This window comes from Micromonospora sp. RTBAU3-60 (assembly GCF_054963695.1).
The window spans coordinates 124,303-150,502 of record NZ_JBUEGB010000017.1; the positions used below are offsets into that span (position 1 = coordinate 124,303).

The window sequence follows — 26,200 nt, forward strand, 5'->3', positions numbered from 1 at the left end:
CCGACGAACAGGAGAGATCGCACCATGAGCGACACGATCACCACACTCCCGGTGGTCATCGAGAACGACGGCCGGGCCCTGACCGACCTGATCGACGCCCGGCGAGCCGAACTGCGCGCCGCCCTCGTCGAGCACGGCGGGCTGCTCTTCCGCGGCTTCGACGTCGGCGGGGTGGACGGCTTCGACCGGGCGGTCCGCGCCCTCTCCGGCGAGCCGCTGACCTACACGGAGCGCTCCTCGCCCCGACACTCCATCAAGGGCCGGGTCTACACCTCGACCGACTACCCGCCGGACGAGGAGATCTTCCTGCACAACGAGAACTCGTATCAGGCGCGTTGGCCGCTGACCCTGTTCTTCTACTGCATCACCGCCCCGCAGACGCAGGGCGCCACTCCGCTCGCCGACGTGCGCCGGGTCTACCAGGAGATCGACCCGGCGGTGCGCGAGGAGTTCATCCGGCGTCGCTGGATGCTGGTGCGCAACTTCCACGGCGACTTCGGCACCCGCTGGCAGGAGGTGTTCAACACCGAGAACCGGGCCGAGGTCGAGGCGTACGCCACGGCGAACGGGATCACCGTGGAGTGGGTCGGCAAGGACGGCCTGCGCACCCGCGCGGTCCGGGACGTGGTGCACCACCGGCCCGGCTCGGACACCCCGCGCTGGTTCAACCACGCCACGTTCTTCCACCTCAGCACCCTCCCGAAGGACTACCAGGAGGGGCTGCTGGCCATGTTCGGCGCCGACGGGCTGCCGTCGAACACCTACTACGGCGACGGCGGCGAGATCCCCGCCGACGTGATGGACCACCTGCGCGCCGCCTACCGGGCCGCCACCGTCCGCTTCGACTACCAGCGCGACGACGTGCTGGTGGTGGACAACATGACCGCCGCGCACGGCCGGGAGCCGTTCACCGGCCCCCGCAAGATCGCCGTGGCGATGGCCGAGCCGCACACCCCCGACACCTCTGGAGCGAACTGACATGGCCGAACCCCGATTCCTGGTCGTGCGCAACGACGAGGAGCAGTACTCGATCTGGTCGGCCGACCGGGACCTCCCCGCGGGCTGGCACGACGCCGGCTTCGCCGGCAGCCGGGAGGAGTGCCTGGCCCACGTCGAGACCGTCTGGACCGACATGCGGCCCCGCTCGGTACGTGAGGCGCAGTCATGACCCAGGAATGGACCTTCCCGGCGTCCTTCGCGCAGGAGCGGGTGTGGATGGCCAACCAGCTCGACGCCGGCTCGCCGGTCTACAACGTCTCCGTCCCGTGGCGCTTCCCGGCCGGGATCGACGCGGACGCCGCCGCCGGCATCGTCAACCAGGTGGTGGCCCGGCACGAGGCGCTCCGCACCTACCTACGGGTCGACGACGGCGCCCTGGTGCAGGTGGTGCGGGCCCACGAAGCCGCCCCGATCCCGACCGACGACCTGCGGCACCTGCCGGAGGCGGAGCGCCTCGCGGCGTTCGAGGCGATCCGCGCGGAACTGGCCCGCAGCCCGATCCCGCTGGACGCCCCGCCGCTGTGGCGGGCCCGGCTGGTCCGCCTGGACGACACCTGGGCGCTGGTGTTCGTGGTGCACCACGCGGTCTTCGACAGCCACTCGGCGGTGCTGTTCCACCAGGAACTCGGCGCGTTCAGCCAGGCCGCGTCGACCGGCGCCGAGCCCGCCGTGCCCGAGCTGCCCATCCAGTACGCCGACTTCGCGGTCTGGCAGCGCGACCAGCTCACCGGCGCGGAGCTGGACCGCCAGCTCGCCTTCTGGACCGGCCACCTGGCCGGCGCGCCGGCGGTCACCGGCCTGCCGCTGGACCGGCCCCGCCCGGCACAGCTCGGCTTCGCCGGCGACGAGGTGCGGTTCGAGCTGCCCGACGGGCTGCTCGACCGGGTCGTCGCCCTCGCGACCGGCGCGGCGGCCACGCCGTACATGGTGCTGCTGGCCGGCTTCGCGGCGCTGCTGTCCCGGATCTCCGGCGACACCGACGTGGTGGTCGGCGTCTCCACCGCCGGCCGGGACAGCGCCGAGGTGGCCCCGCTGATCGGCATGTTCGTCAACCCGGTGGCGCTGCGCTGCGACGTCTCCGGCGACCCGACCTTCGCCGAGCTGCTCGCCCGGGTCCGCGCCGGCCTGGTCGACGCGATCGAGCACGGGCAGACCCCGTTCCAGAAGATCGTCGAGGCGGTCGACCCGCAGCGCGACCCGTCGGTGCAGCCGATCTTCCAGACCGCGCTGAACTTCATCCCCGACTCCGGCCTGGACCCGGTGGAGCTGGGCACCACCAAGGACGACCTGGCGTTCGACATCACCACCGGCGAGAGCCGGCTGGTCTACCGCACGGCGCTGTTCGACCGCAACACCGCCCAGGCGGTCGTCGACCGGTACGTCCGGCTGCTCGCCGCCGCCGTCGCCGACCCGCAGCGGCGGGTCGCCGCGCTGCCGCTGCTCGCCGACGCCGAGCGGGACCTGGTGCTGAGCGCCTGGAACGACACCGCGCACGAGCTGCCGCCGACCACCGTGGTCGACGAGGTGCAGCGGCAGGCCGCAGCCAAGCCCGACGCCACCGCGCTGGTCTGCGATGGCGTGCCGCTCACCTACGCCGAGCTGAACACCGCCGCGAACCGGCTGGCTCGGCTGCTGGTGGCCCGGGGCGCCGGCCCGGAGGCCCGGGTCGCGCTCGCCGTGCCCCGGTCCTGCGAGCTGGTGGTGGCCATCCTCGCGGTGCTCAAGTCCGGCGCGGCGTACGTGCCGGTGGACACCGCCTACCCGGCCGGGCGGATCGCGTACCTGCTGGACGACGCCGACCCGGCCCTGGTGGTGGCGACCCCGGAGACCGCGGCCCTGGTGCCGGCCGGCGCGCTGGTGCTGGACGGGGAGGTGGGTTCCGACCAGGCCGATGGCGACCTCACCGACGCCGACCGGCTCACCCCGCAGCGCCCCGAGCACCCGGCGTACGTGCTCTACACCTCCGGCTCCACCGGCCGGCCGAAGGGCGTGGTGGTGGAGCATCGCGCGGTCACCGCCTACCTGGCCTGGGCCCGGCACACCTACCCGGGCCTGGCCGGCACCGCGCTGCTGCACTCGCCGGTCTCCTTCGACCTCACCGTCACCGGCCTGCTCGGCACGCTCACCGCCGGCGGCACGGTCCGGCTCGCGGCGATCGACGAGCCGGCGGCCCGGGTCGGCGGTCGGCCCACCTTCCTCAAGGTCACCCCCAGCCACCTGCCGCTGCTCGACGGCGAGCTGTCGCCCACCGCCGACCTGGTGATCGGCGGTGAGGCGCTCACCGGCGAGCAGCTCGCCGGGTGGCGGGCGGCGCACCCGGACGTCGCGGTGATCAACGAGTACGGCCCGACCGAGGCGACGGTCGGTTGCGTCGCCGCCCGGATCGCCCCGGGCGAACCGGTCCCGGCCGGGCCGGTGTCGATCGGCACGCCCACCTGGAACACCCGGGCGCTGCTGCTCGACGCGGCCCTGCAGCCGGTCCCGCCGGGCGTGGTCGGCGAGCTGTACGTCGCCGGCGCCCAGCTCGCCCGCGGCTATCTGCGTCGCCCCGGCCTCACCGCCGAGCGTTTCCTGCCCTGCCCGTACGGCCCGCCCGGGGGGCGGATGTACGCCACCGGCGACCTGGCCCGCTGGCGTGCCGACGGCACGCTGGAATACCTGGGCCGCCGCGACGACCAGGTCAAGGTGCGCGGCATGCGGATCGAGCTGGGTGAGGTGGAGGCCGCGCTGCTGGCCCACCCGGACGTCCGGGCGGCCGCCGCGGCGGTGCGGACCGACTCGGGCGAGCCGACGCTGGTCGGCTACCTGGTCGGCCCGGCCCACGAGGACTCGGTCCGCGCCGAACTGGCCCGGGAATTGCCCGCCCACCTGATCCCGGCGGCACTGGTCCGGCTCGACGCGCTGCCCCTGACGCCGAACGGCAAGCTGGACCGGGCCGCGCTGCCCGCGCCGGCCACCGCCGCGCCGGCCGAGGACGCCTACGTCGCCCCGCGCACCGAGGCCGAGGCCCTGGTCGCCGAGGTGTACGCCGAGATCCTCCAGGTGGAGAAGGTCGGCGCTCTGGACGACTTCTTCGCTCTCGGCGGCAACTCGCTGCGCGGCATGCGGGCGATGGCCCGGATCCGGGCCGAGGTGGACGTCGAACTGCCCATGCGGGCGCTGTTCAGCAGCCCCGTGGTGGCGGACCTGGCCGCCCAGATCGAGCAGCGGATCGCCGCCGAGCTCGACGGGCTCTCCGACACCGAGGTCGCCGCGCTGCTCGCGGCGGAAGAGGAGTGACCAGTTGTCGTTCTTCCCCGCATGTCCATCTATGGTTGCTTGTTGTGCGTAACATCTACCGGATCGGTGAGTACGCAGAGCGCCCCTTCGAGGAGGAACCCGAAGCGGGCCTGACCGGGGCTGGTCAGCGGTGAAGGTCACGCGGATCGCTTACTCGGCGGGTCTGAATCTGGGCAAGTACGCGGTGTTGCTTAAGCAGGCGCGTCGGTTGGGTCGGGTTCGTAGTGAGGTGTGGCAGCGGTACGGGTCGGTCGTCGGTGTCGGGTCCGGGCTGAAGGACCGGCAGGTGCGGGACCGGTGGATGGCTGACGGCACGTACGTCCAGTTTGGTGTGCTGGCGAATGCGTGGAAGGAAACCGTCCGCGACGCCATGGCCGACATCGCCGCGAGCCTGGCCTCAGCCAAGGTCGAGGTGCGCCGCGCGGTTTTCCGGCGCACCAGCGATCTGGCCGAGCGTCAGCGCATGCTGGCCGCGTTGAGGGCTGACCGGTGGGCTGACGACCCGTTCCTAGCTCGGCAGATGCGCGAGCACTGGAAGCGTGGCAAGAACCACACGCACGATCAGATCGTCGTACGCGCCGACCAGCACCACACGCTCACCGACGGGCGCGGCCGGTTGTGGCTGGCGGTTCCCGGCCTCAAGCCTCGCAAGATGGTCAGAATCCCGCTGTCTACGATGGTCGCTCCGACGGGCACGCTGCGGCTGATCCTGCGCGGGGGTCGGGTCGAGGTGCACTACCAGATCGACGCATCGGAGATGCCGTCGTCGCGACGGCCCTGCGGCGAGCAAATGATCGGGGTGGACAAGGGCTACACCGAAGCCCTCACCGACTCCGACGGTGATCCACACGGAACCTGCCTCGGCGAGCTGCTGACCGTCGAGTCGGATCGGTTGAAGGAACGCAACCGGCGGCGGGCGAAGCTCCGCTCGATCGCCAACACCGCCGCCCGCAATGGTGATCACGCGAAGGCGCACCGGATCAAGGCCAACAACCTCGGCACCGCCAAGCGGGACCGGCAGGCCGCCCGGCACCGGGCGCGGGTGCGTACGGAGATCTTCACCGCCGTGCACGAGGTCGTCGACAAGGCAGCCACCGTGGTCGCCGAAAACCTCACCAAGCGCTTCACCAGCCCCAAGAAACTCGGCAAGAACATCAACCGGCGCCTCGCGGCGTGGACCAAAGGAGTCACCGCCGAGGCCCTGAAAAGCGTGTCGGAGCGTAGAGGTTCTGCGCTCGTTCCCGTCAACGCCGCCTACACCTCACAAACCTGCCACCGCTGCGGCGACTTCGGCCGCCGCAGCGGCGACCGGTTTCACTGCACAGAGTGCGGGGTGGTGTGGCAGGCCGACGTGAACGCCGCGATCAACATCCTGCACCGAGCCGGCGACCCCGACATCGCCCTGCACACCCCACACCAACGGGTGAAGCAGATCCTGCAGGAACGGACCGATCGCCGCCGGACCAGACTGCCGGTCCAGGACTCCAGCCCGGCACCAGCCGAGCGGAGAGCGAAACATCCGAACCGTTCGACAACGAGACGTGGTAGGAAGCAGGAAAGCAGCTGATGACCGACCTGAAGGATTCGACCCGGGAGGCGGCCCGGCAGGCGCTGATCGCCAGGCGGCTGCGCGCCCGGCAGGCCGCCCCCACGGCCCGGATCACGCCCCGGCCCGCCGACGCCGAGGTGCCGCTGTCCTACGCCCAGGAGCGGGTCTGGTTCATGGACCAGCTCGCTCCGGGCGAGGCGGCCTACCACATCGCGGTGCCGCTGCGGGTGCGCGGCCCGCTCGACGTGGCCGCGCTGCGTGCCGCCCTGGCCGCGCTGACCGCCCGGCACGAGTCGCTGCGGACCCGCTTCCCGGCCGACGCGGACGGGCGCCCCACCGTGGTGGTGGAGGAGACCGTCGAGGTGCCGCTGACCATCGTGGACGCCCCGGACGAGGCAACCGCGCAGGCGCTAGTCGACGCGGCCGCCGCCGAACCGTTCGACCTGGCGCACGGGCCGCTGCTGCGCGCCCTGCTGGTCCGGCTGGCCGCCGACGACCGGGTGCTCTTCCTCGGCAAGCACCACATCGTCGGGGACGGCTGGTCGGTGGACGTGCTGCTGCGCGACCTGATCACCCTGTACCGGGGCGGCGAGCTGCCCACCCTGCCCATCCAGTACGGCGACTTCGCCGTCTGGGAGGCGCAGGAGCTGGACGGCCCGCAGGCCCGGGCGCACGTCGACTACTGGAAGCAGCGGCTCGCCGGGATCACCCCGCTGGAGCTGCCGCTGGACCGGCCCCGCCCGGCCACCCAGACCTACCGGGGCGACTTCGTCGAGTTCCAGCTCGACCCGGCGGCCACCGAACGGCTCAACGACCTCACCCGGGACAGCGGCGGCACGCTGTTCATGACGCTGCTGGCCGCGTACCAGGTGCTGCTGGCCCGGCACTCCGGCCAGGACGACTTCGCCGTCGGCGCGTCGGTGGCCGGCCGCTCCGCGCCGGAGCTGGAGAACGTGGTCGGCATGTTCATCAATATGCTGCCGCTGCGGGCCGAGCTGGCCGGCGACCCTACCTTCCGCGACCTGCTGGAGCGCACCCGGCGCGGCGTGCTGGACGGCTTCGAGCACGCCGAGGTGCCGTTCGCCAAGGTGGTCCACGAGCTGGGGCTGCCCCGCGACGTCAGCCGGTCCCCGGTCTTCCAGGCCATGTTCGTGCTGCAGAACTACGAGATGGGCCGGTTCACCGGCGTCTCGCGCGACGACGAGGTCAGCTTCGAGTGGACGCCGATGGAGCTGCGGGCCACCCGGTTCGACTTCGAGCTGCACGCCGTGGAGACCGTGGACGGGCTCTGGGGCAAGCTGGTCTTCAACACCGACCTGTTCACCCGGGACACCGTCGAGCGGATGGCCCGGCGCTGGACCGCCCTGCTGGCCGCGATCGTCGACGCGCCGGACACCCCGGTCTCCCGGCTGGCGCTGCTGCCCGCGGAGGAGCGGGCGCTGCTGGCGGCGTGGAACGACACCGCCGCGGACTTCCCGCGTACGCAGACCCTGCACGGCCCGATCGAGGAGCGCGCCGCCGCCACCCCGGACGCGGTCGCCGTCACCATCGACGGCCGCAGCCTCACGTACGCCGAGCTGAACGCCGCCGCCAACCGGATCGCGCACCGGCTGCGCGCCGCCGGTGTCGGCCCGGAGACCCTGGTCGGCGTCTGCGCGGAGCGCTCCCTCGAACTGGTCGCCGGCCTGCTCGGCGTGCTCAAGGCCGGCGGCGCCTACCTGCCGCTGGACCCGGAGTATCCGGCGGACCGGCTGGCCTTCATGGTCACCGACGCGGACGCGCCGGTGGTGCTGGTCCAGGAGCACCTGCGGGAGGTGCTGCCGGAGACGGCCGCCACCGTCCTCGCCTTGGACGACCCGGCCGGCTGGGCCGACCAGCCCGCCACCGACCCGGAGCCGTCCGCCGGCCCCGAGCACCTCGCGTACGTCATCTACACCTCCGGCTCCACCGGCCGGCCGAAGGGGGTGCCGAACACCCACCGGGGCATCGTCAACCGGCTCGACTGGATGCAGAAGACGTACCGCCTCGGCGCCGACGACGCCGTGCTGCAGAAGACCCCGGCCAGCTTCGACGTGTCGGTGTGGGAGTTCTTCTGGCCGCTGCGCGAGGGCGCCCGCCTGGTGCTGGCCAAGCCGGGCGGCCACAAGGACGCCGGCTACCTGCGCGACCTGCTGGTCGCCGAGCGGATCACCACCGCGCACTTCGTGCCGTCCATGCTCACCGTCTTCCTCGCCGAGGACGGGATCGAGGCGGCCACCGCGCTGCGCCGGGTGATCTGCTCCGGCGAGGAGCTGCCGCTGGCGTCCGCGGTCGACTTCACCGCCCGGCTGCCCTGGTGCGGCCTGCACAACCTCTACGGCCCGACCGAGGCGGCCATCGACGTTACCGCCTGGCCGTGCGACCCGGCGCTGCTGGCCGGCCTCACCGGCGTCCCGATCGGCGCGCCGATCGCCAACCTGCGGCTGCACGTGCTCGACCCGGCGGGCAACGAGTGCCCGCTGGGCGTCGCCGGTGAACTGCACATCGGCGGCGTCGGGCTGGCCCGCGGCTACCACCGCCGGCCGGCGCTGACCGCCGAGAAGTTCGTCCCCGACCCGTTCTCCGGTGAACCCGGCGCCCGCCTGTACCGCACCGGCGACCTGGCCCGCTGGGTGCTCGCGCCCGGGACGGACGACCCGGCCCGGCCCGCCGGCGTGATCGAGTTCCTCGGCCGGATCGACCACCAGGTCAAGCTGCGCGGCCTGCGCATCGAGCTGGGCGAGATCGAGAGCGCGCTACGCGAGCAGCCCGGGGTGACCGAGGCGGCGGTGATCGTCCGCGAGGACACCCCCGGAGACAAGCGGCTCACCGCCTACCTGGTCGGGCCCGCCGAACACGCCGCGCTGAAGACCGCACTGAAGGACACCCTGCCGGAGTACATGGTGCCGGCCGCGTTCGTCACCCTCGACGCGCTGCCGCTGACCCCCAACGGGAAACTCGACCGCAAGGCGCTGCCCGCCCCGGTGGTCACCCGCGAGGCGTCGGTGGCGCTGGTCGAGCCGCGCGACGACACCGAACGCACGCTCGCCGCCATCTGGTCGGAGGTGCTGGGCGTCGACACGCTGGGCATCGACGACGACTTCTTCGATCTGGGCGGGCACTCCATGCTCGCCACCCAGGTGGTCGCGAAGATCCGCAAGGCGGAGCTGGGCGGCCGGCCGGTCGGCGTGATGGACCTGTTCCAGCAGCGGACCATCCGCGACCTGGCCGCGTTCATCTCCGGCGATGCCGCCGAGGAGGGGCCGCGCCGGCTGCTCTACGAGCTGACCAAGCCGATCCCCGCCGGCAAGCGGGTGCTGTCCTACGTCTGCGTCCCGTACGGCGGCGGCAGCGCCATCGTCTACCAGCCGCTCGCCGACGCGCTGCCGGCCGGGCACGCCCTCTGGTCGCTGGCCATCCCCGGGCACGACGTCGGCCTCAGCGAGGACGCGCTGCCCTTCGACGAGCTGACCACCCGGGTCGCCGACGAGATCCTGGAGCGGGTCGAGGGCCCGATCGCGCTCTACGGCCACTGCGGCGTGGGCAGTGCGATCATCGCCGAGGTGGCCCGAAAGGTCGAGGCTGCCGGCCGCGACATCGGGGCCGTCTACATCGGCGCGATGTTCCCGTTCGCCCGGCCGAAGGGCCTCTTCGCGCGGATGCGCAACCGGCTGGAGCAGCTGCGCAGCAACCGGCACTACGCGAGCTGGCTCAAGTCGATGGGCGTGGACACCGACGAGCTGGACCCGGAGCAGGCCGACCGGATCATCAGCAACATGCGGGCCGACTCCCGCGCCTCCGAGGAGTACTTCACCCGCCTGCTCGACCAGCGGGCCACGAAGCTGCGCGCCCCGATCATCTCGGTGGTCGGCTCCGAGGACCCGGTCACCGACTACTACCGCGAGCGGTACGCCGAGTGGCAGTTCCTCAGCGACACCCTCGGGCTGGTCGTCCTCGACCAGGCCGGCCACTTCTTCCTGAAGTACCGCGCCGAGGAACTGGCCGAGATCGTCACCCGGGTCCACCCGGCGGTGGTCGCCGGGGACATCGCGGCGCTCACCCCCGACGCGCGGGGCGAGGACGCCGGCTGGGCGGTCCTCGACCACCTGCGGGTGGGCGCGGCGGAGGGGGCGGCCCGGGCCACCGTCAAACCCAGCATGGGCCGCTTCCTGGCGGTCACCGTCGGGCAGCTCGTCTCCAGCACCGGCTCCGCGCTGACCGCGTTCGCCCTGCCGATCTGGCTGTTCAACCGGACCGGGTCGGTGGCCGACCTCGGCCTGCTCTGGGCGCTCGCGCTGATCTGCGGCGTGCTGATGCTCCCGGTGGCCGGCGCGATCGTCGACCGGGTCAGCCGACGCCGGATCATGATGCTGGCCAGCTCCATCGCCGGGTCGATCCAGTTGGTCCTGGCCGCGCTGCTGTGGACCGACAGCCTGGTGCTCTGGCACATCTACCTCCTGGTCGCGCTCAGCTCGGTGGCCGGTTCGTTCCAGCGCATCGCGTTCCAGTCGGCGGTGCCCCAGCTCGTGCCGAAGCGCTACCTCGGCCACGCGATGGGCATCACCCAGCTCTCCACCGGCGTCGCCACCCTGCTCATGCCGGTCTTCGCGGCCGGCCTGCTCGCCGCGATCGAGCTCAAGGGCATCCTGCTCGTCGACGTGGCCAGCTATGTGGTCGCGGTGACCACCCTGGCCGTGGTCCGCTTCCCCGACCTGCTCGGCTGGCGGCCCCGGGAACGGCTCCTGGTCGCCATCGCCAACGGCCTGCGCTACTCCTGGCAGCACAAGGGCTTCCGGCTGATGCTCGGCTACTTCGCGCTGGGCAACATCTTCCTGGCCCCCGCCCTGGTGCTCACCACCCCGCTGGTGCTCTCCTTCGGCACCCCCACCCAGGTGGCCCAGGTGGCCCTTGCCGAGGCGGTCGGCGCGGTGGCCGGTGGCGTGCTCATGTCGCTCTGGGGCGGCCCACGCCGGCGGCGGATGATCGGCGTGCTCGTCGCCAACCTGGGCACCGCGATCGGCTGCGTGCTGATCGGCCTGGACGCCTCGGTGGCGATGATCTGCGTCGGCATGGGCTGGCTGGCCATGGCGATGACCACCGCGCAGTCGATCTACGCGACCATCGTCCAGGTCAAGGTGCCGCAGCGGTTCCACGGCCGGGTGTTCAGCCTCAACCAGACCATCGCCTGGTCGACGCTCCCGATCGGCTTCGCGCTGCTGGCACCGGGGGCCACCGCCCTGTTCGAGCCGATGCTCGCCCCGGGTGGGGCGCTCGCCGGGTCGGTGGGCGCGGTGATCGGCACCGGTCCCGGCCGCGGCATCGGCTTCGCGTACGTCTGCTTCGGGCTGGCCCTCGTGCTGGTCACCCTCGGCGGGTTCGCGATCCGGCTGCTGCGCCGGTTCGACATCGAGGTGGCGGACTCCCTCCCGGACGACCTGATCGGCGCCCAGGAGCGGGAACGCCGGCTCGCCGCCCGGGCCGCCGAACGCGAACCGGTCGCGGTGTAAAGAAGGGCCCTTCTCAACGCCTCCGGGTTCCCTTTTCACGCGCGTAGCGCGCGGGGCCTCCGGCCGCACGGCCGGAGGCCCCCGCTCACCACTGTCGGGGCGGGTCCGCCAGCTCGTCCTCGGGCAGTTCCTGCGGCTGCGCCACCCAGGCCGAGTAGACCGGCAGGCCGTGCCACGGCCCGCCCGCGCTGTCGGTGGCCACCGCCACCACGGCGTACGGGTGGCCGAACCGCAGCTCCGCCACCCGGGCGACGCCCTCCGGCGGCAGTCCGGTCGCCACCGCGAACGCGGTCACCGCGGCGGCCTCGAAGCCGTACCGCCCGTAGCGGGCCACCGCCGACTGGACCGCCTCGTGCTGCGGGTTCGCCAGCCCCATGAGCATCCCGAGCGCCCGGGCGGCGGCGTCGAAGCCGAACCCGGCCGGCGTCAGGTCGTGCCGGCTCTCCGCCGACCAGCAGGGCAGCACGGCCCTGGTCCGCTCCTCCCGGCCGTCGCGCGCGAACGTGCGTACCGTCTCCTCCCGAAGCGTCCACAGCGGGGTGTCGCCGAGCGGCAGGTCGAACAGGGACCGCTGGCGGGGCTGGTACCCGTCCGGTGCGGTGGCGGTCCGTGCGGCGATCTCCTGGGCGGCGGCGAGGACGTCGACCGGCGGCACGTCCGGTGCGGCGGCGACCGACACCACCAGCATCCCGGCCTCGCCGCCGGCGGTCGACACCGGTCGGGCGGGCGCGGCGTGCACCGCGACGTCACCGGCCCGCGCGGTCGTCGCGATCCAGCACAGGTGGCCGTGCCACGGGGTGCGCAACACCCGATCGAGCCGGCCCGCCCAGGCGCTGCCCGACCCGAGCTGGTCGGCCGGAGCCACCTGGAACGGTTCCGCCCAGGACACCTTGGTGGCCAGCGCGCTGGCCAGGATCAGCAGGATCTGCGGTCGGACGGTGATCGGGAACCGGTCGATCAGACCGTACGTGTGCTCCCGGGCCCAGGCGTCGAGCGCCGCCTGGTCGGGCAGCGGGCCGCGCTGCGTCCGCTCCGGCAGGCCGGCCCGCCAGCCGGCCAGGCCCTCGAAGGGCTGGCGCTCCCACACCGCACTGGCGGAGGCCACCAACGGGTGCGGCGCCGACAGCAGCGCCCCTGCCACCTCCGCCGCCACGTCCACGTCGGTGCCGAGCGCCTCGGTTAGTTCGTCACGGGTTCCGCCGGTGGCGGCGGGGCCGGTGAGCGCGAGGAGCAGCCAGGCGCCGAGCGGGGAGGCGACGTGGTGCGCGTCGCCGGCGGCGCGGTGCAGCCGCTCGGCGTAGTGGGCGAGAGGTCCGTGGATTGGGTTCACCGTTCCACTGTGCCGGTTGCCGGCGGATTCGTCATGACCACAGCTCGAACGGCTCGTCGATCTCCTCGCCGGCCAGGAACGCCGGCAGCAGCTCGGGCAGCCGCCCCGGGTAGCAGCGCGGCCGCGCGCCGACCACCTCGGCGACCGGCCACCAGCGGAACCCGAAGTAGTCCTCCACCTCGTAGTCCAGCCGGTCCGCCTCGTCCACGTCCGGTCCGAGCCCAGGCAGCCGTACCGGGACGATCACCTCGTCCTGCAGGTGGCGCCGCTGTCGGTGGATGAAACTGGCCCGCCGTCGCCACGTCGGCGCGCCCACGTCGGCCGGCGCGACCACGATGCCGGTCTCCTCGCGCAACTCCCGTACTGCCGCCTCCAGATACGTCTCCCCGGGGTCGAGCCCGCCGCCGGGCAGCTCCCACCAGACCCCGAGGCGGGGGTGCTCCGGGTCCCGGGTGTGGAACAGCAGCACCCGTTCGGCGGCGTCGAGCACCACCACCCTCACCGCCCGGCGCTCCAACACCGGCAGGTCGCGGGGAAGATCGGGGATCATTGGTTCACACCGCCTTGTCCATGGTGGCCGGTCGTGAGGCAGGCTGTGCTACTCGGACTCCTCGCGGAAGTAGACCGTGACTGAGAACCAGTCCCCATCGGCCGTGACCTCGTTGTGCAGGACCAGGTCTTGGATCCACACCTGTCCGAGTTCCTCGATCGAGTCGGCGACCCGACGCAGTAGGGCCGGAACGTCATCCTGGCCCGGACCTGCTGGATTGCTCTGCGAGAAGTGCCGTGAGGAGAGGGATTCTGTCTTCTGGGGCATCGTGGCAGTATCCAGCAGGTGACCGCCGGCCGTGGGTCACGGTCGCGGCGGGCTGGGGCAGCTCCAGGTGCTCGGTGGTTGGGCCGACCGGGGAAGCCGATCGTCAAGTGTCAACGGTTCCCGTCACCCTCGGCGTGACGAACGTCCCGCGCCCGGTGAAGGTGACTACCCGGCCTTCTTCCCGCAGCGCATCGAGCGCGGCCCGCACGGTGCCGCGCGCTACGTCGTACGTCTGCGCCAGCGTCACCTCGCCAGGGAGCTTGTGCCCGGGTGGCCACTCCCCGCTGTCGATCTTCGCCCGGAGCGCGTCGGCCACTTGTTCAGCGAATGAGCGCGGTGACCAGGGGTCGATCATGCCCACAGGCTTCCACCTGTCCAGGCGGGCCAGGCGGTCTATGCTGTCCGTTCTATGGACAGGCTGGACAGGTTGGCGTTAAAGTCGGGGCATGCCTGCAAAGCGGCCCTCGGCTCGTGTAGCGCTTACCGAGGGCCTTGACGCGAATCGAGGTCGCGCCCGTGAACATTTTGCCCGGCAGGCACCCTCCGGCGACCTGTTCAAGATCGGAAGGGGGCGTCGGGGTTGTGACCAAGGCGTTCTCAGTCCCGGTGGTTGGTCCTCGTGAGCTGCCGAGGGACGGACAGACCGTCCGTCCGCGCCGTCGGTCGAGCCGGCCGCCGTGCCGCAGCCCGGCGCGGGCGAGGCCGTGCTGGCCACCTGGCACCAGCTGATCGACCTGGGCAGCCTCACCGACGCGGGTCTTAATCGACAGCGGGAGCGGGTCGGGACACAAGATCGAGGTCCGCCCTGAGGGACCTGGCCCCTTCCGAGCTGGACGACGGGCGGGGTTCGACCGCGATCTACGACCTGAGCGTCTACTACTGCCGAGGGTGACCCGAACATCCGTGGCAGGTGCGGCGGTCGGATGACCCGCGAAGGCCCGGCTGCCGTGCCGTTGACCATGCCCAAGGAGGGATGCGGTGCGGCGCGTCTCGTACGAGGAGTACCTGCTCGCCGTCGCGATGACCTTCGCGCGGCGGCATCGGCCGGTCTGGTGCTGGCGGCGGTGGCGGCGGGTCTGCCGGTGTGGAGCCGATCTGCCGTGCCGTGCCCGGCACCGGATTCCGATCAATCGTGGCCATTGGCCGACGGAGGGGGAGCAGTGAGCGGCGGGCAGGAGCGGGTCATCCTCGCGGTGCACGTCCGTGGCCTCGATGGCATGTGCGCCGGCTGCCGCGCGTGGTGGTCGCGGCTGACTCCGTACCCGTGCTGGCAGGTGGATTGGGCGACCAGCCAGCAGGCTCGGACGATCACCGCTCAGTTCCTAGAGGGTGTGCGGTGACCGCCCACGGCTCGGTCATGCCGATCTGGAGCTGCGGAGGATGCGACCTGCCCTGGCCGTGCCCGACCAGGAAGCGGGAGCTGCGGGCGGAGTACGCCGATGCTCCGGTGTCGCTGGCCATCTACCTCGGCAGCTATCTCGTCCGGGCCACCGAAGACATGCCCTGGACACCGGCCGGCGTGCTGCACCGCCGCTTCCTCGGCTGGACCAGGCACGCCGAGCGGTTGATGCCGGCAGTACAGCAAAGAACAGAAACCGTGCCAGCCGAACCGAGTCGAGAAGTGCATCAAAAGGCCATTTGACCTCGCATCAAGCCCGGTTCGACCCGCTCGACGACGGTTCACACCGAAGGGATCAGCGTCGGCGGGCCACCTCTGCGAAGATGGCGATCATGTCTGAGCTCTTCGGCGAGGTGGCCGGCGGCTACGACGAGGCCCGCCCAGGCTACCCAGCGGACCTCGTCGAGGCGATCCGCGCCTACCACGGCGGGGCGCCTCGCGCGCTGGTCGAGGTCGGCGCCGGCACGGGGCTGGCCACCCGGACGCTGCTCACCCTGGGCGCGCCGCTGACCTGTGTGGAGCCGGACCGCCGGATGGCCCGGGTGCTGGCGGCCCGCTTCCCCGAGGTCGAGGTGGTGACCGTCCCGTTCGAGCAGTGGAGTCCGCCACCGGGCGGGGTGCCGGCACTGGCCTGCGCGATGGCCTGGCACTGGCTGGAACCGGCCACCCGCAACCGGCGCGCCCACGACAGCCTCACCCCCGGCGGCACCCTGGCCGTCTTCGCGCACCGCTACGACTACCTCGACCCGGACCAGGCCGCGGCGCTGCGGGCGGCGTTCGAGTCGGCCGACCCCCAGCAGCCGAACGACCGTCCGGAGGGCTGGTTCCACGACGACGTGCTCGGCAGCGGCCTCTTCACCGACGTGCGGTCGCTGTCCTTCCGTCGGGCGGTGCCGTTTGACACGGCGGCGTACCTACGGTTGGTCAGCACGTTCTCGCCGCAGCTCAAGCGGCCTCCCGAGTTGCGCGAGCGGGTGCTCGCCGCGGTGGGCGCGGCCGTCGACGGGTTCGGCGGCACAATCGTCATGGACCTGCGCACCACCCTGGTCCTGGCCCGCCGCCCGGCCTGATCCCGCCATCGGCGGTCCGGGGCGGCCCGCGTCGAGCGGCCGGTGCTTCCGCGCTTCAGTCCGGGCTGGCGTCGACGATTCGGGCCACCTCGGCCGGCAGCGGGTACGGGCGCTCGACCGGCAGCAGCGCGCCCGCGCCCGGCTCGTCACCGGCGGTGAGCCGTTCGTGCACCGCCCGGGCCAGCGGCGTGACGTCGGTGAGGCCGACCAGCCAGTCGTCCACGTAGCGGTGCACCGCCTTGCCGGAGAGCCCCACCTGCAGCGAGCGGTAGGGCAGCGGCGCCAGTCGTAGCGATCGCTCCGGGTCCCACTGCACCCGCACCGGGCTGGCTTTCAGCTGCCGGTGCCAGGCCGCCCGGTCGGCGTGCAGCCGGGGCGCGTAGCCGCTGAGGCAGGCGTGCGCGAGCGCCCATTCGAAGCCGGCCCGGGTGATCTCCACCGCCAGCACCCGCTCCTGCCCGGGTTTCCGCGCCCAGCCGCAGCGGTACATCATCCACCGGAACGACGGCTTGATCCATGTCATCCGCTCGCGCTTGAACGGCGCCACGAACCGGCCGGCGGCCAGCGCGGGGGCGGCGATCTCCGCGGAGTAGGCCTGGTAGACGGTGATGGTGTCGGCCGTGTAGGTGGCGCGGATCTGGTGGACGGGAACGGTCACCGGCAGATGGTCGCCGAGCGCCCGCCCGCACGGCCACCCGGTTTCCGTCGCCGGGGATGCGTGGCCGGGGCGCCCGGAGGATAGGCTGCCCGCCGTGGCAGGTCTGTTGAGGAGTGTGGCGTCCCGGTTCGGCCGGATCACCGGTGGCCGGTCCGTGCCGGCCCGTACCGCCGGGCCGATTCCGGCTCAGGTCGCCCGGCGCCGCCAGGTCGCCGCGCTGCAGCGGCGCGAGCTGTCGTACGCCCCGGAGCTGGATGGGCAGGCCGATCCGGGGGAGATCGTGTGGACCTGGGTCCCGTACGAGGACGACCCTCGGCAGGGCAAGGACCGCCCGGTGCTGGTGGTCGGCCGGCAGAGCCGCACGCTGTTCGGGCTGATGCTGTCGAGCCAGAGCGACCGGGACGGGCAGCGGCACTGGATGTCCCTGGGCCCGGGGGAGTGGGACCGGGACCAGCGCCCGAGCTGGGTACGCCTCGACCGGGTGCTCACCATGCGCGAGGACAGCATCCGCCGCGAGGGCGCGGTGCTGGACCGGCGGCGGTTCGACCGGGTGGGCCAGGCGCTGCGCGCCGGCTACGGCTGGCGCTGACCGGCGGGGGCGTGGACCACCGGCTCACCGCCCGGGTCGCCGCGGACTTCGGGTTGACCCTGGTCAGCGCCACCCCGGTGGCGTTCGGCGCGGACCCCGCCGCGCGGCTGTGGCGGGCCACCACCGCCGACGGCCACGCGTACGCGGTCAAGCTCAGCGGCGGTGGCACACCGGCCGGGCTGGTGGTCAGCGCGCTGCTCGCCCGGCAGGGCGTACCGGGCATCGCCGCGCCGCTGACCACCCGGGACGGGCGGCTCAGCGCCGTCCACGACGGCCGCCGGCTCACCGTGGTGCCGTGGGTCTCCGACGAACGGGCGACCGCCGGCGGCATGCGCCCCGCCCACTGGCGCGGGTACGGTGAGCTGCTCGCCGCGGCGCACGCGGTCCCGGTGACCGAGGAACTGGCCGGGCTGCCCCGGGAGGACCACACGCACGCCGCGATCGGCGCGGCCGTGCGGGAGGCGGATCGCCGGCTGCGCGCGGTCGACGGCTCCGCCGATCGGTGGACGCGGGAGGTGGCCGCCTGCTGGCGGGCCGCGGCCGCGGACGTCGCGCGGCTGCTGGAGCGGATCGACGGGTTCGGCGCCGAGCTGCGCGCCCGGCCGGCGGAGCTGGTCGTCTGCCACGGCGACCCGCACCTGGGCAACCTGCTGCTCGGCCCGGACGGGCAGGTCTGGCTGATCGACTGGGATGACGCGGTGCTCGCCCCGCGGGAACGCGATCTGATGTTCGTGCTGGGCGGTGGGCCGGCCTTCGCGCCCGAGGGGCGGGTCGACGAGGCCGCCTTCCGGGCCGGCTACGGCCTGGTGCGGCCGGATCCGGTCCGGCTCGCGTACCACCTCGGGGTGCGGGCGCTGGACGACATGTGGAGCTGGTCCGCTGACGTGGCCGACGCCGGCCGGGCGGAGGCCGACCGCGTCCGTGCGCTGCGGATCGTGCGGGGGCTGCTCGGGCCGGCGGGGCTGGTCACGCTCGCCCGTATCGCGCTGCGCGAGCTGGGCCGTTGGGCGTGAGTCAGCGGTCGGCCAGCTGCGGGGCGTCCACGAGTTGGCGGGTCGCGCGGCCGCTGTTGATGCTCTTCGCCTGGTACATCGCCGCGTCCGCCCGGCAGAGCGCGTCGGCCAGCTGGGTGGGACCGTGCACCGGGGCGAGCCCGACCGAGGCGGTCACCCGCAGGGTGCGGGTGCCGAGCGGGATCGGCGCGGCGAGCGCCTCGCAGAGCCTGCGGGTGGCGTGCTCGATCCACCGCCGGTCGACGGTCGGGCTGGCGAGCAGGCCGGCGAACTCGTCCCCGCCCAGGCGGGCGACCAGGTTGTCCCCGGCGAACGCGGCCAGCCGCTGCGCCACGCTGATCAGCACCTGGTCGCCGGCGGCGTGCCCGTAGCGGTCGTTGACCTGCTTGAAGTCGTCGAGGTCCAGCACGATCGCCACCAGCGGCTTGCCGGCGGCGTCGGTGAGCAGGGTCGCGGCCAGCCGGTGGAACGCTCGGCGGTTGGGCAGCCCGGTGAGCGGGTCGTGGCTGGCCGCGTGCCGCTCGGCCTCCAGCTCGGCCTGGAGCAGCTCGAGCTGGGTCTCCGCGCGCAGTGCCCGGCGGCGCAGCTGCCAGGCCGAGAGGATGGCACCAGCGGCGGAAATGCCGGAAGCGACAGTCATCGGGTCCGGCACGCGTCCTCCCTCACCGCAGCTCTCGGTCTCGCCGGACGGCACCGGGGGCCGACCGCGCCAGACCCGCGTCTTCCCCGGTCGTGACCGGGTTTGGGTGACCCAGAGTGAACCTGTGGGTACACCGCACGTGGGGCTATCATGCTCGCTGTCCAATGCAGATGCAATAGCAGATGCACGTGCATCTCACTCCTCAGTCGACAGAACCCGCGTCGCCACCCACCGCTCCTCCCCGCGGCATCGGCTGGCTCTTGCACAGAAAGATGCGCCATGGAGCACCCCAAGAACGGTGTACCGACCAGCCAGCTGCCGCCGCTGTGCTGGCGGAAGGCTCGCCGGAGCAACCCGAGTGGCAACTGTGTCGAGCTGGCCGAGCTGCCCGGCGGCGCCGGGATCGCGGTCCGCAATTCCCGGTACCCGGAGGGCCCCGCGCTTATCTACACAGTGGACGAGATCGCCGCCTTCGTGCTCGGCGCCCGCGACGGTGACTTCGATGACCTGATCGCCCGCCGCCCCGCGGGCTGACCGGCCGGGTCAGCCGTCCGGGGGAGTTCACCTCACGGAGCGCACATGGCATGCTTACACGTCGGCCGGGCCGGGGCGCCCGGTCGGCGACAGTCGGCGTGCGAAGGACGGTCAGGTGACGACGGTACCCGCCGGGGGTGATCCTGCCAGCGGACCGACCGTGCTGCGGATGCTGCTCGGGGCGCAGCTGCGTCGCCTCCGCGAGGGTGCCGGGGTGAGCAGGGAGAGCGCCGGCTGGGAGATCCGCTCCTCCGAGTCGAAGATCAGCCGGATGGAGCTGGGTCGGGTCGGCTTCAAGGAGCGGGACGTCGCCGACCTGCTCACCCTCTACGGCGTCACCGCCGCCGACGAGCGGGAGGCGCTGCTCAAACTGGCCCGGGACGCGAACAGCCCCGGCTGGTGGCACCGGTACGGCGACGTGCTGCCCAGCTGGTTCCAGTCCTATCTGGGGCTGGAGGCGGCCGCCGTGCTGATCCGCACGTACGAGGTGCAGTTCGTGCCGGGTCTGCTCCAGACCCCCGAGTACGCCCGGGCGGTGATCCTGCTGGGCCACCGCGGTGCACCCGCCGAGGAGCTCGACCGGCGGGTGAGCCTGCGGACGAAGCGCCAGGAGGTGCTGCGCCGCGACAAACCGCCCCAGCTCTGGGCGGTGCTCGACGAGGCCGCGCTGCGCCGGCCGATCGGTGGCCCCGAGGTGATGCGTGGGCAGTTGGATGCGCTGATCGCGGCGACCGCCGAGCCGCACGTCCAGCTCCAGATCGTGCCGTTCGCCGCCGGTGGGCACGCCGCCGCCAGCGGCGCCTTCAGCATTTTGCGCTTCGGTGACCAGGACCTGCCGGACGTCGTCTACATCGAACAGTTGACCAGCGCGATCTACCTGGACAAGCGCGACGATCTCGACTACTACGCGCTGGCCATGGAACGGCTCTGCGTGGAGGCCGCACCGCCGGAGCGTACCCGGGAACTGCTCGCCGAGATCCGGGACGAGCTCTACCCGGCCTGATCCGCGCCCCACCGTTCCCTCCGCCGCTGAGGCATTGACGCACGCCGACCCGCGTGGGTACTCTCTGGATCGATACAGTTCTGAATCGATCCAGAAGGGTGGTGCGTCCGGTGAAGCCGACCCTGCAGGACGTCGCCGACGTCGTGGGCGTGTCCCGGAGCACCGTGTCCAACGCCTACAGCCGCCCCGACCAGCTCTCCGCCGCCCTGCGGGCGAAGATCCTCGACGCGGCGCAGCGCCTCGGTTACCCCGGCCCCAACCCGACCGCCCGATCGCTGCGGCGTGGCTTCGTCGGCGCGATCGGCGTCCTCTTCACCTCCCAGCTGTCGTACGCCTTCACCGACCCGTTCGCGGTGCGCTTCCTCACCGGGGTCAGCGAAGCGGTCGAGCAACACGGCACCAGCCTGCTGCTCGTGCCGCTGCCGGCCGAGCACACCCGGGTCCGCGCCGCCGTGGAGAACGCCGCGGTCGACGGCTTCTGCGTCTACTGCGTCGGCGACGAGGACTGGGTGCTGGGCGCCATCCGCGGCCGGGCGCTGCCCTACGTCACCACCGCCGCCCGCCCCGACGCCGGCCCGACCGACCGCTACGTCGGCATCGACGAGCGCGCGGCGGCCCGATCCGTCGCGGAACACGTCGCCGCCCTCGGCCACCGCCGGGTGGTCCTCCTCGGCGACGCCGTGCTGCCGGCCGCCCCGCCCGGACCGCTGCGCCTGGCCGACCCGGCCGCCGCGCCGCACCCGACGACCCGCGGCCGCCTCACCGGCTTCGCCGAGGCGTTCGCCGCCGCCGGCGTGCCCTGGCCCGAGATCACGGTGCTCAACGCGACCAGCAACAGCCGCGCGGCCGGCGCCGCCGCCGTCGCCCCCGCCCTGGCCGGGAACGACCCGCCCACGGCCGTCCTGGCCTGCTCCGACGTGCTCGCCCTCGGCGTGCTCGACGCGCTCGCCGAGATCGGCCCGCGGCTGGCCCGTCCCGTCTCGGTCACCGGCTTCGACGACATCGGCGAGGCCGCCACCGCCGGGCTCACCACCGTGCGCCAACCCGCCGAGGAGAAGGGGCGGCTCGCCGCCGGGCTGCTGCTGACCCCGCCGGCCGACCCGGCCGCGGGACAGGTCCTGCTCCCCACCGAACTCGTCGTCCGTACCTCCACCCGCCCCGTCCCCAGGAGCTGACCATGGAACAGCCCACCGGTTTCGTCCTCGCCGTCGACGCGGTGACCCGGCACGTCAACTCGGCCCGGCCGGACGCGCCGGTCCGCCCCGACCGGCCGCACCCGCCCCGCCTGGCACCCACCCGGCTGGCCGTCGCCGGCGCCCTGCGCCGGCTCGCCGACCGGATGGAACCCCGCCCGGCCTCCGTCCCGTCCTGCACCCCCTGATCCGCGCCGGACGGCCCGCCCGAGTGGCCGGCGCCACCCCGGCGGGCCCCATTTCGTCCCATCCGTGCCCGCTCGGGACGGAACCGGGCACCGGGTTGGTGGGACGCGCGGGTCGCCAGGCAGACTGGACCACCATGTCGCCGTTCACGCCCACGCTGCGGCTGCACGATCGGTACGTCCTGCGCGAGCGCATCGGGCTCGGCGGGATGTCCGAGGTGTGGCGCGCCGACGACGAGGTGCTGCACCGCCCCGTCGCGGTCAAGGCCCTCGCCACGGAGCTCGCCGCCGATCCGCAACTGCGGGCCACCATCCAGCGCGAGGCCCGCGCCGCCGCCCGGCTCACCCACCCGCACGTGACCCAGGTCTACGACTACGGCGAGGCGACCCTGCCCGACGGCTCGGTGGTGCCGTACCTGGTCATGGAGCTGGTCGAGGGGCGGACCCTCGCCGACCGGCTGACCGGCGGGCCGCTCGCCTGGCCGGAGGCGGTCCGGCTGGCCGGGCAGGTGGCCGCCGCCCTGGCCGCCGCGCACCGGATCGGCGTCGTGCACCGCGACATCAAGCCCGGCAACGTGATGCTCACCGAGACCGGCGCGAAGGTGCTCGACTTCGGCATCGCCACGCTCGCCGGTCCGCGCCACCCCCTCGCCGGCCAGACCGGCGAGCTGATGATGGGCACCCCCGCGTACTTCGCCCCGGAGCGGATGACGCCCGGCCCGGCGAACCCCGCCAGCGACGTGTACGCGCTCGGCGCGCTGCTCTACCGCACCCTCACCGGGCGGGCCCCGCTGCCCGTGCAGACCTGGGACGACGTGCTCGACGTGCAGGCCCGACGCCCCCCGGTGCCGCCGCTGCGCGTACCCGGGCTGCCGGCCGACGTCGCCGGCCTCACCCTGGCCTGTCTCTCCCTCGACCCGGCCCACCGGCCCACCGCCGCCCAGCTCGCCACCCGCTTCGGCGCCGGCCAGCCGGTCGACCCGCCGACCGCGATCCTGCCCACGGTCGCCCGGGCCGAGCACCCGCCGACCCTCATCGACCGTGCGGCCGCTCCGGTCCGCCCGGCCCCGCCACCGTCGTCGCCCGCCCGGTCGAACCGGCTCATCGGGGTGCTGGTCGCGGCCGGGCTGGTGCTCCTGCTCGGCCTGGTCGGCGCGCTGCTGCTCGACGACAACTCCGGCAACCAGCAGGCCACCGGGCCGAGCGCCACCGCGCCGACGGAGGAGGCCACGGAGTCGTCCGCCCCGCCGGAGCCGGCCGCCTCGGAGCCGGCCACCACCCAGCCGGCGCCGGTCACCCTGCGCCAGCTCGCCGCGCGCTTCGACGAGGTGCTCGCCCAGGCCGGCGACGACATCGACCGCAAGACCGCCGAGGACCTGCGGGACAAGGCCCGCGAGCTGGAGCGGGGCAAGCCGAAGGACCGCGCCAAGCGCCTCGAGGACCTGCGCGAACGCATCGAGAAGGCGGCCGACGACGGCAAGATCCCCGAGCAGACCGCCGCCGACCTGGCGGCCCTCCTCGACGCGTACGCGCAGCTGCGCGGCGGCGGCCGCGACGAGGGCTGACCGTCCACCGCTGGCTGCCCGCGATCCGCGGAGTCCGCTCGCGGGCGGCCGGCACCGCCCCGCGTCGGCGGCACCGTCCCGCGTCGGTCGGCGTCGTCCCGCTCCGGCCGTCACCGTCTCGCGTCGGCCGTCACCTGCCCGCTCGCGGTCGGCTCCGCCGACCCGGCCACGTTGGCGCGGCCGGCGAAGAAGTCCGCCAAGGCGGGTGCCAGGTCGGCCTCCGGCACCTGGTGCCAGTCCCCGCGCATGCTGCGCCGGTGGCTGTGCGGCAGCGCCGCCGCGACGCCGGCGGCCCACTCGCGCAGCCGCGCGTCGCTCTGCTCGCTGTCGACCACCAGGGTCGGCACGGTGACCTGGGCCAGCTCGTCCGCCGGCAGCGCGTCGACGATCGTCAGGTCGTACACCAGGGTGTGGGCCAACCGCTCCAGCGCCGGCCACCAGGGGCTCTCCCGCATGCCCTCGGTCAGCTCGGCCGGCACGCCGATGCTCGCCTGGAAGTGCGCCACCGCGTCGCCCCGGCGGCCCGCCGCCACTAGCCCGGCGATCTCCGCGGCCAACCCTGGCTCGCCCGTCGGCGTGCTGCTCAGATCGAGCGGGGGCTCGAGCAGCGCGAGCCGCTCCACCGGCAGCCCCCGCGCGGCCGCGACCAGCGCCAGCACCGCCCCGGACGAGAAGCCGAACAGACAGGCCGGAGCGCCGACCTCCGCGACCAGCGCCCGCAGGTCGTCGACCTCCCGGTCCACGTGGTACGGCGCGGTGTCCGAGCTGCCGCCCCGGCCCCGCCGGTCGTAGCAGACCACGGTGAACTCGTCGGCCAGCAGGGCGGCCAGCGGGCGCATCGGCCCCATCTCACGGAATCCGCCGGCGGCGTCCACCATGACGACGGTCGGCCCGGAGCCGCTGCGCTCGTACGCGATGGTGGTGCCGTCGGCGGACCGGACGGTGCCCTCGACGGGTGCACGGGTCATCGGCCTGCTCCTCTCCGGGGCCGGCGGCCCCACCGCATCACCGTAGGTCACCGGTCCGACACGATCGCCCGTGCTCGGGTGGGTGGTGCAGCACCACGACGGTGCCGGCCTCGACGGGCCAGCACGTGGGGCGCCCCTCAGCGCGTCGGTGGACGGCGCGCCCGCGCATGATGGATGCTCCTCCGCACTCATCGGTGACGGTTTCGTGGCCGCCCGCCGTGCCGGACCGTAACGTTGTTGCATGATCGGAAACGCGCAGCTCCTGCTCGGCCCCCGCGTCAACGCTCCGAGGGCCGCGGAGCCCGCCGGTGACGGGCCTGTCGGCTGGGTCACCGGCCTGGTCGAGCGGCTCGGCGGCCCCGGCGCCGGTCTCGCCGTCGCCCTGGAGAACCTGTTCCCACCCATCCCCAGCGAGGTGATCCTGCCGCTGGCCGGATTCACCGCCAGCCAGGGCCGGATGAGCCTGATCGGGGCGATCCTCTGGACCACCCTCGGCTCGGTGCTGGGAGCGCTGGCCCTCTATCGCATCGGCGCGGCCCTCGGCCGGGACCGGATGCGCGCCATCGTGGCCCGGTTGCCGCTGGTCAAGCTGGAGGACGTCGACCGGACCGAGGCGTGGTTCCTCCGGCACGGCGTCAAGGCGGTCTTCTTCGGCCGGATGATTCCGATCTTCCGCAGCCTCATCTCCATCCCGGCCGGCGTCGAACGGATGCCCGTGCCGATCTTCCTGCTTTACACGACGCTGGGCAGCCTGATCTGGAACAGCGTTTTCGTGCTGGCCGGCTACCTGCTCGGCGAGAACTGGCACGTGGTCGAGACGTACGTCGGGACGCTCCAGAACGTCGTCATCGTGGTCTGCGCCGGTGCGGTCGGCTGGTTCGTGGTCAGTCGCGTACGCCGGGCGCGGCGGGCCCGGTCGGCGCCGGTCGAGCCGCCTCGCGGGACCCTGTACCGGGGTGGCTGGTACGTGCCCGAGCAGACGGACGAGCGGTAGCTCGCCGTTGCTGTTCGGGGTGTGCGCCCGTCGCCCTCTGTGGTCGCCGTTGCGGTGTGGCCTGCGGCCGTCTGTGGTCGCTGTTGGGGGTGTGGCCCGCCGTGCCCGGCTCCGGGCGGTCAGGCTTGATCCCTGCGCCGGTCACGGCGGGCCACACCCCGGTGGTGGTCGGCCGTCGTCTGGATGTGCGGCCTGCGCCGTTCGGCCCCGGGTACGTCTTGCCACGTGTCGGGGATGGTGAGCGACGCCAGGTCGGGGATGTGGCGGTGTCGGCGGGTGTCGGATACCGCCACTTAGGCGATGTGGAGTGGATCACGGGAGGTTTGGGGTCCCTTGTGCGGGTGTTCTGGCAGGCGATGTCCGGTTTGCGAGTGGCCGGTGGCATCTCGGGCCCGGAATGGTGGGCGGTCGGGGGTCGTTGAACACGGGTGCACGGCCGAGGAAGACGCCCCGCCCGACGGGTGGCTGGGCCCGGAATGCTGGCCGGCCGCCGGTCGTTGGATATGGTCCCGGCGCCGCGACGAGGCGACCCCTTCTCGCCCCGCGAGTCGCTGGCTTGAAGACTTTTCCCCTTTTGCTTTGAGCGCCTGACGGTGCTTGCGTGCCCTGCCCACCCCCATGGGCTGTGGGTGCGCCAACCCCCGAATGGAGCTTTCGTCATGAACACGATGCTGCGTAAGACGGTTCTTGGTGTTGCTGGTCTGGCTTTCACCGGTGGTGTGTTCGCCGGTCCGATCGCCGCTCACGCCGACGCCCCGGTTGCTGCTGGGAAGCCGGTCGCCGCGGTCCAGGCCGACAAGCCGGGCGTGGACATGGGGAAGCTGATTCCGCATGGTGTGCAGGGCGCCCAGTCGAAGATTGACCTGAACGACGAGCAGACCGCGAACGTG

23 protein-coding genes and 1 pseudogene are annotated in these 26,200 nt (G+C 73.2%); 17 read left to right on the plus strand and 7 right to left on the minus strand.

Features of this window, described 5'->3' with window-relative positions:
• The first annotated feature begins 24 nt into the window (after positions 1–24).
• The 5 genes from ACY34I_RS19000 (at position 25) to ACY34I_RS19020 (ending at position 11,352) form a co-directional block, all read left to right on the plus strand.
• The gene (locus ACY34I_RS19000) at positions 25–978 is read left to right on the plus strand and encodes a TauD/TfdA family dioxygenase (RefSeq protein WP_462756319.1); all 954 of its coding nucleotides are present in this window, start codon (positions 25–27) and stop codon (positions 976–978) included.
• A gap of 1 nt (position 979) precedes the next feature.
• Positions 980–1,168, plus strand: coding sequence for an MbtH family protein (locus tag ACY34I_RS19005; RefSeq protein WP_462756320.1), 189 nt, complete (start codon positions 980–982; stop codon positions 1,166–1,168).
• Entirely contained in the window at positions 1,165–4,278 is a 3,114-nt protein-coding gene (locus ACY34I_RS19010) for a non-ribosomal peptide synthetase (protein ID WP_462756321.1), read from the plus strand. The genes ACY34I_RS19005 and ACY34I_RS19010 overlap by 4 nt, the downstream gene beginning before the upstream one ends.
• 130 nt (positions 4,279–4,408) lie before the next feature.
• Entirely contained in the window at positions 4,409–5,845 is a 1,437-nt protein-coding gene (locus tag ACY34I_RS19015) for an RNA-guided endonuclease InsQ/TnpB family protein (RefSeq protein WP_462756322.1), read from the plus strand.
• The gene (locus tag ACY34I_RS19020) at positions 5,845–11,352 is read left to right on the plus strand and encodes an amino acid adenylation domain-containing protein (protein WP_462756323.1); all 5,508 of its coding nucleotides are present in this window, start codon (positions 5,845–5,847) and stop codon (positions 11,350–11,352) included. Before ACY34I_RS19015 ends, ACY34I_RS19020 begins: the two co-directional genes overlap by 1 nt.
• Positions 11,353–11,437: 85 nt before the next feature.
• On the opposite strand, the gene ACY34I_RS19025 is transcribed toward ACY34I_RS19020, so the two are convergent.
• The 4 genes from ACY34I_RS19025 to ACY34I_RS19040 form a co-directional block, all read right to left on the minus strand.
• Complete coding sequence (locus tag ACY34I_RS19025) at positions 11,438–12,682, minus strand: hypothetical protein (protein WP_462756324.1); 1,245 nt, start codon at positions 12,680–12,682, stop codon at positions 11,438–11,440.
• 31 nt (positions 12,683–12,713) lie between these two features.
• Positions 12,714–13,232 (minus strand): NUDIX hydrolase, encoded by a 519-nt coding sequence (locus ACY34I_RS19030; RefSeq protein WP_462756325.1) that lies wholly within the window; start codon positions 13,230–13,232, stop codon positions 12,714–12,716.
• A gap of 48 nt (positions 13,233–13,280) precedes the next feature.
• Positions 13,281–13,499, minus strand: coding sequence for a hypothetical protein (locus tag ACY34I_RS19035; RefSeq protein WP_462756326.1), 219 nt, complete (start codon positions 13,497–13,499; stop codon positions 13,281–13,283).
• Positions 13,500–13,602: 103 nt separating this feature from the next.
• The gene (locus tag ACY34I_RS19040; RefSeq protein ID WP_148804040.1) at positions 13,603–13,854 is read right to left on the minus strand and encodes a GntR family transcriptional regulator; all 252 of its coding nucleotides are present in this window, start codon (positions 13,852–13,854) and stop codon (positions 13,603–13,605) included.
• 604 nt (positions 13,855–14,458) lie between these two features.
• On the opposite strand from ACY34I_RS19040, the gene ACY34I_RS19045 reads away from it, so the two are divergent.
• The 3 genes from ACY34I_RS19045 to ACY34I_RS19055 all read left to right on the plus strand — a co-directional run bounded on the left by ACY34I_RS19045 (position 14,459) and on the right by ACY34I_RS19055 (position 15,968).
• Entirely contained in the window at positions 14,459–14,839 is a 381-nt protein-coding gene (locus tag ACY34I_RS19045; protein WP_462756340.1) for a hypothetical protein, read from the plus strand.
• Positions 14,836–15,141 (plus strand): hypothetical protein, encoded by a 306-nt coding sequence (locus ACY34I_RS19050; RefSeq protein ID WP_462756327.1) that lies wholly within the window; start codon positions 14,836–14,838, stop codon positions 15,139–15,141. Before ACY34I_RS19045 ends, ACY34I_RS19050 begins: the two co-directional genes overlap by 4 nt.
• An 89-nt stretch (positions 15,142–15,230) precedes the next feature.
• Positions 15,231–15,968, plus strand: a complete 738-nt coding sequence (locus ACY34I_RS19055) for a class I SAM-dependent methyltransferase (protein ID WP_462756328.1) — start codon at positions 15,231–15,233, stop codon at positions 15,966–15,968.
• 55 nt (positions 15,969–16,023) lie between these two features.
• On the opposite strand, the gene ACY34I_RS19060 is transcribed toward ACY34I_RS19055, so the two are convergent.
• Complete coding sequence (locus ACY34I_RS19060) at positions 16,024–16,626, minus strand: DUF4291 domain-containing protein (protein WP_462756329.1); 603 nt, start codon at positions 16,624–16,626, stop codon at positions 16,024–16,026.
• Positions 16,627–16,720: 94 nt separating this feature from the next.
• Between ACY34I_RS19060 and ACY34I_RS19065 the strand changes: the two genes are divergently transcribed.
• Together ACY34I_RS19065 and ACY34I_RS19070 are read left to right on the plus strand one after the other, a co-directional pair.
• A complete protein-coding gene (locus tag ACY34I_RS19065; RefSeq protein ID WP_462756330.1) occupies positions 16,721–17,215 on the plus strand; it encodes a type II toxin-antitoxin system PemK/MazF family toxin in 495 nt (164 codons plus the stop codon).
• Positions 17,216–17,226: 11 nt separating this feature from the next.
• Entirely contained in the window at positions 17,227–18,228 is a 1,002-nt protein-coding gene (locus ACY34I_RS19070) for a phosphotransferase enzyme family protein (protein ID WP_462756331.1), read from the plus strand.
• A gap of 1 nt (position 18,229) precedes the next feature.
• On the opposite strand, the gene ACY34I_RS19075 is transcribed toward ACY34I_RS19070, so the two are convergent.
• On the minus strand, positions 18,230–18,880 hold the full coding sequence (locus ACY34I_RS19075; protein WP_462756332.1) for a GGDEF domain-containing protein: 651 nt from the start codon (positions 18,878–18,880) through the stop codon (positions 18,230–18,232).
• A gap of 267 nt (positions 18,881–19,147) precedes the next feature.
• Here ACY34I_RS19075 and ACY34I_RS19080 point away from each other — a divergent pair, with 267 nt between their 5' ends.
• From ACY34I_RS19080 to ACY34I_RS19100, 5 genes are all read left to right on the plus strand, one after another.
• Positions 19,148–19,402, plus strand: coding sequence for a DUF397 domain-containing protein (locus tag ACY34I_RS19080; RefSeq protein WP_462756333.1), 255 nt, complete (start codon positions 19,148–19,150; stop codon positions 19,400–19,402).
• A 115-nt stretch (positions 19,403–19,517) separates the two neighbouring features.
• Positions 19,518–20,405 (plus strand): helix-turn-helix domain-containing protein, encoded by an 888-nt coding sequence (locus tag ACY34I_RS19085; RefSeq protein ID WP_148804025.1) that lies wholly within the window; start codon positions 19,518–19,520, stop codon positions 20,403–20,405.
• A 110-nt stretch (positions 20,406–20,515) separates the two neighbouring features.
• Entirely contained in the window at positions 20,516–21,580 is a 1,065-nt protein-coding gene (locus ACY34I_RS19090) for a LacI family DNA-binding transcriptional regulator (protein ID WP_462756334.1), read from the plus strand.
• A 2-nt stretch (positions 21,581–21,582) separates the two neighbouring features.
• Positions 21,583–21,786 carry a hypothetical protein gene (locus tag ACY34I_RS19095; RefSeq protein WP_148804022.1) on the plus strand — a complete coding sequence of 68 codons (204 nt, stop codon included), beginning with the start codon at positions 21,583–21,585 and terminating at the stop codon, positions 21,784–21,786.
• Between the two features lie 134 nt (positions 21,787–21,920).
• Entirely contained in the window at positions 21,921–23,348 is a 1,428-nt protein-coding gene (locus ACY34I_RS19100) for a serine/threonine-protein kinase (RefSeq protein WP_462756335.1), read from the plus strand.
• A gap of 110 nt (positions 23,349–23,458) precedes the next feature.
• On the opposite strand, the gene ACY34I_RS19105 is transcribed toward ACY34I_RS19100, so the two are convergent.
• Positions 23,459–24,316 carry an alpha/beta fold hydrolase gene (locus ACY34I_RS19105; protein ID WP_148804019.1) on the minus strand — a complete coding sequence of 286 codons (858 nt, stop codon included), beginning with the start codon at positions 24,314–24,316 and terminating at the stop codon, positions 23,459–23,461.
• A 241-nt stretch (positions 24,317–24,557) separates the two neighbouring features.
• Here ACY34I_RS19105 and ACY34I_RS19110 point away from each other — a divergent pair, with 241 nt between their 5' ends.
• Positions 24,558–25,310, plus strand: a complete 753-nt coding sequence (locus ACY34I_RS19110) for a DedA family protein (RefSeq protein WP_148804017.1) — start codon at positions 24,558–24,560, stop codon at positions 25,308–25,310.
• A gap of 659 nt (positions 25,311–25,969) precedes the next feature.
• Positions 25,970–26,200 (plus strand): annotated as a pseudogene (locus ACY34I_RS19115) (hypothetical protein); the annotation flags it as partial.

Excerpts from the sequence above, each read along its gene's own strand:
- ACY34I_RS19095 (WP_148804022.1), top strand. The coding sequence starts at position 21,583 with ATGGAACAGCCCACCGGTTTCGTCCTCGCCGTCGACGCGGTGACCCGG.
- ACY34I_RS19110 (WP_148804017.1), top strand. The coding sequence starts at position 24,558 with ATGATCGGAAACGCGCAGCTCCTGCTCGGCCCCCGCGTCAACGCTCCG.
- ACY34I_RS19010 (WP_462756321.1), top strand. The coding sequence starts at position 1,165 with ATGACCCAGGAATGGACCTTCCCGGCGTCCTTCGCGCAGGAGCGGGTG.
- ACY34I_RS19100 (WP_462756335.1), top strand. The coding sequence starts at position 21,921 with ATGTCGCCGTTCACGCCCACGCTGCGGCTGCACGATCGGTACGTCCTG.
- ACY34I_RS19080 (WP_462756333.1), top strand. The coding sequence starts at position 19,148 with ATGGAGCACCCCAAGAACGGTGTACCGACCAGCCAGCTGCCGCCGCTG.
- ACY34I_RS19105 (WP_148804019.1), bottom strand. The coding sequence starts at position 24,316 with ATGACCCGTGCACCCGTCGAGGGCACCGTCCGGTCCGCCGACGGCACC.
- ACY34I_RS19045 (WP_462756340.1), top strand. The coding sequence starts at position 14,459 with ATGCCCAAGGAGGGATGCGGTGCGGCGCGTCTCGTACGAGGAGTACCT.
- ACY34I_RS19040 (WP_148804040.1), bottom strand. The coding sequence starts at position 13,854 with ATGATCGACCCCTGGTCACCGCGCTCATTCGCTGAACAAGTGGCCGAC.
- ACY34I_RS19030 (WP_462756325.1), bottom strand. The coding sequence starts at position 13,232 with ATGATCCCCGATCTTCCCCGCGACCTGCCGGTGTTGGAGCGCCGGGCG.
- ACY34I_RS19000 (WP_462756319.1), top strand. The coding sequence starts at position 25 with ATGAGCGACACGATCACCACACTCCCGGTGGTCATCGAGAACGACGGC.
- ACY34I_RS19055 (WP_462756328.1), top strand. The coding sequence starts at position 15,231 with ATGTCTGAGCTCTTCGGCGAGGTGGCCGGCGGCTACGACGAGGCCCGC.
- ACY34I_RS19005 (WP_462756320.1), top strand. The coding sequence starts at position 980 with ATGGCCGAACCCCGATTCCTGGTCGTGCGCAACGACGAGGAGCAGTAC.
- ACY34I_RS19035 (WP_462756326.1), bottom strand. The coding sequence starts at position 13,499 with ATGCCCCAGAAGACAGAATCCCTCTCCTCACGGCACTTCTCGCAGAGC.
- ACY34I_RS19020 (WP_462756323.1), top strand. The coding sequence starts at position 5,845 with ATGACCGACCTGAAGGATTCGACCCGGGAGGCGGCCCGGCAGGCGCTG.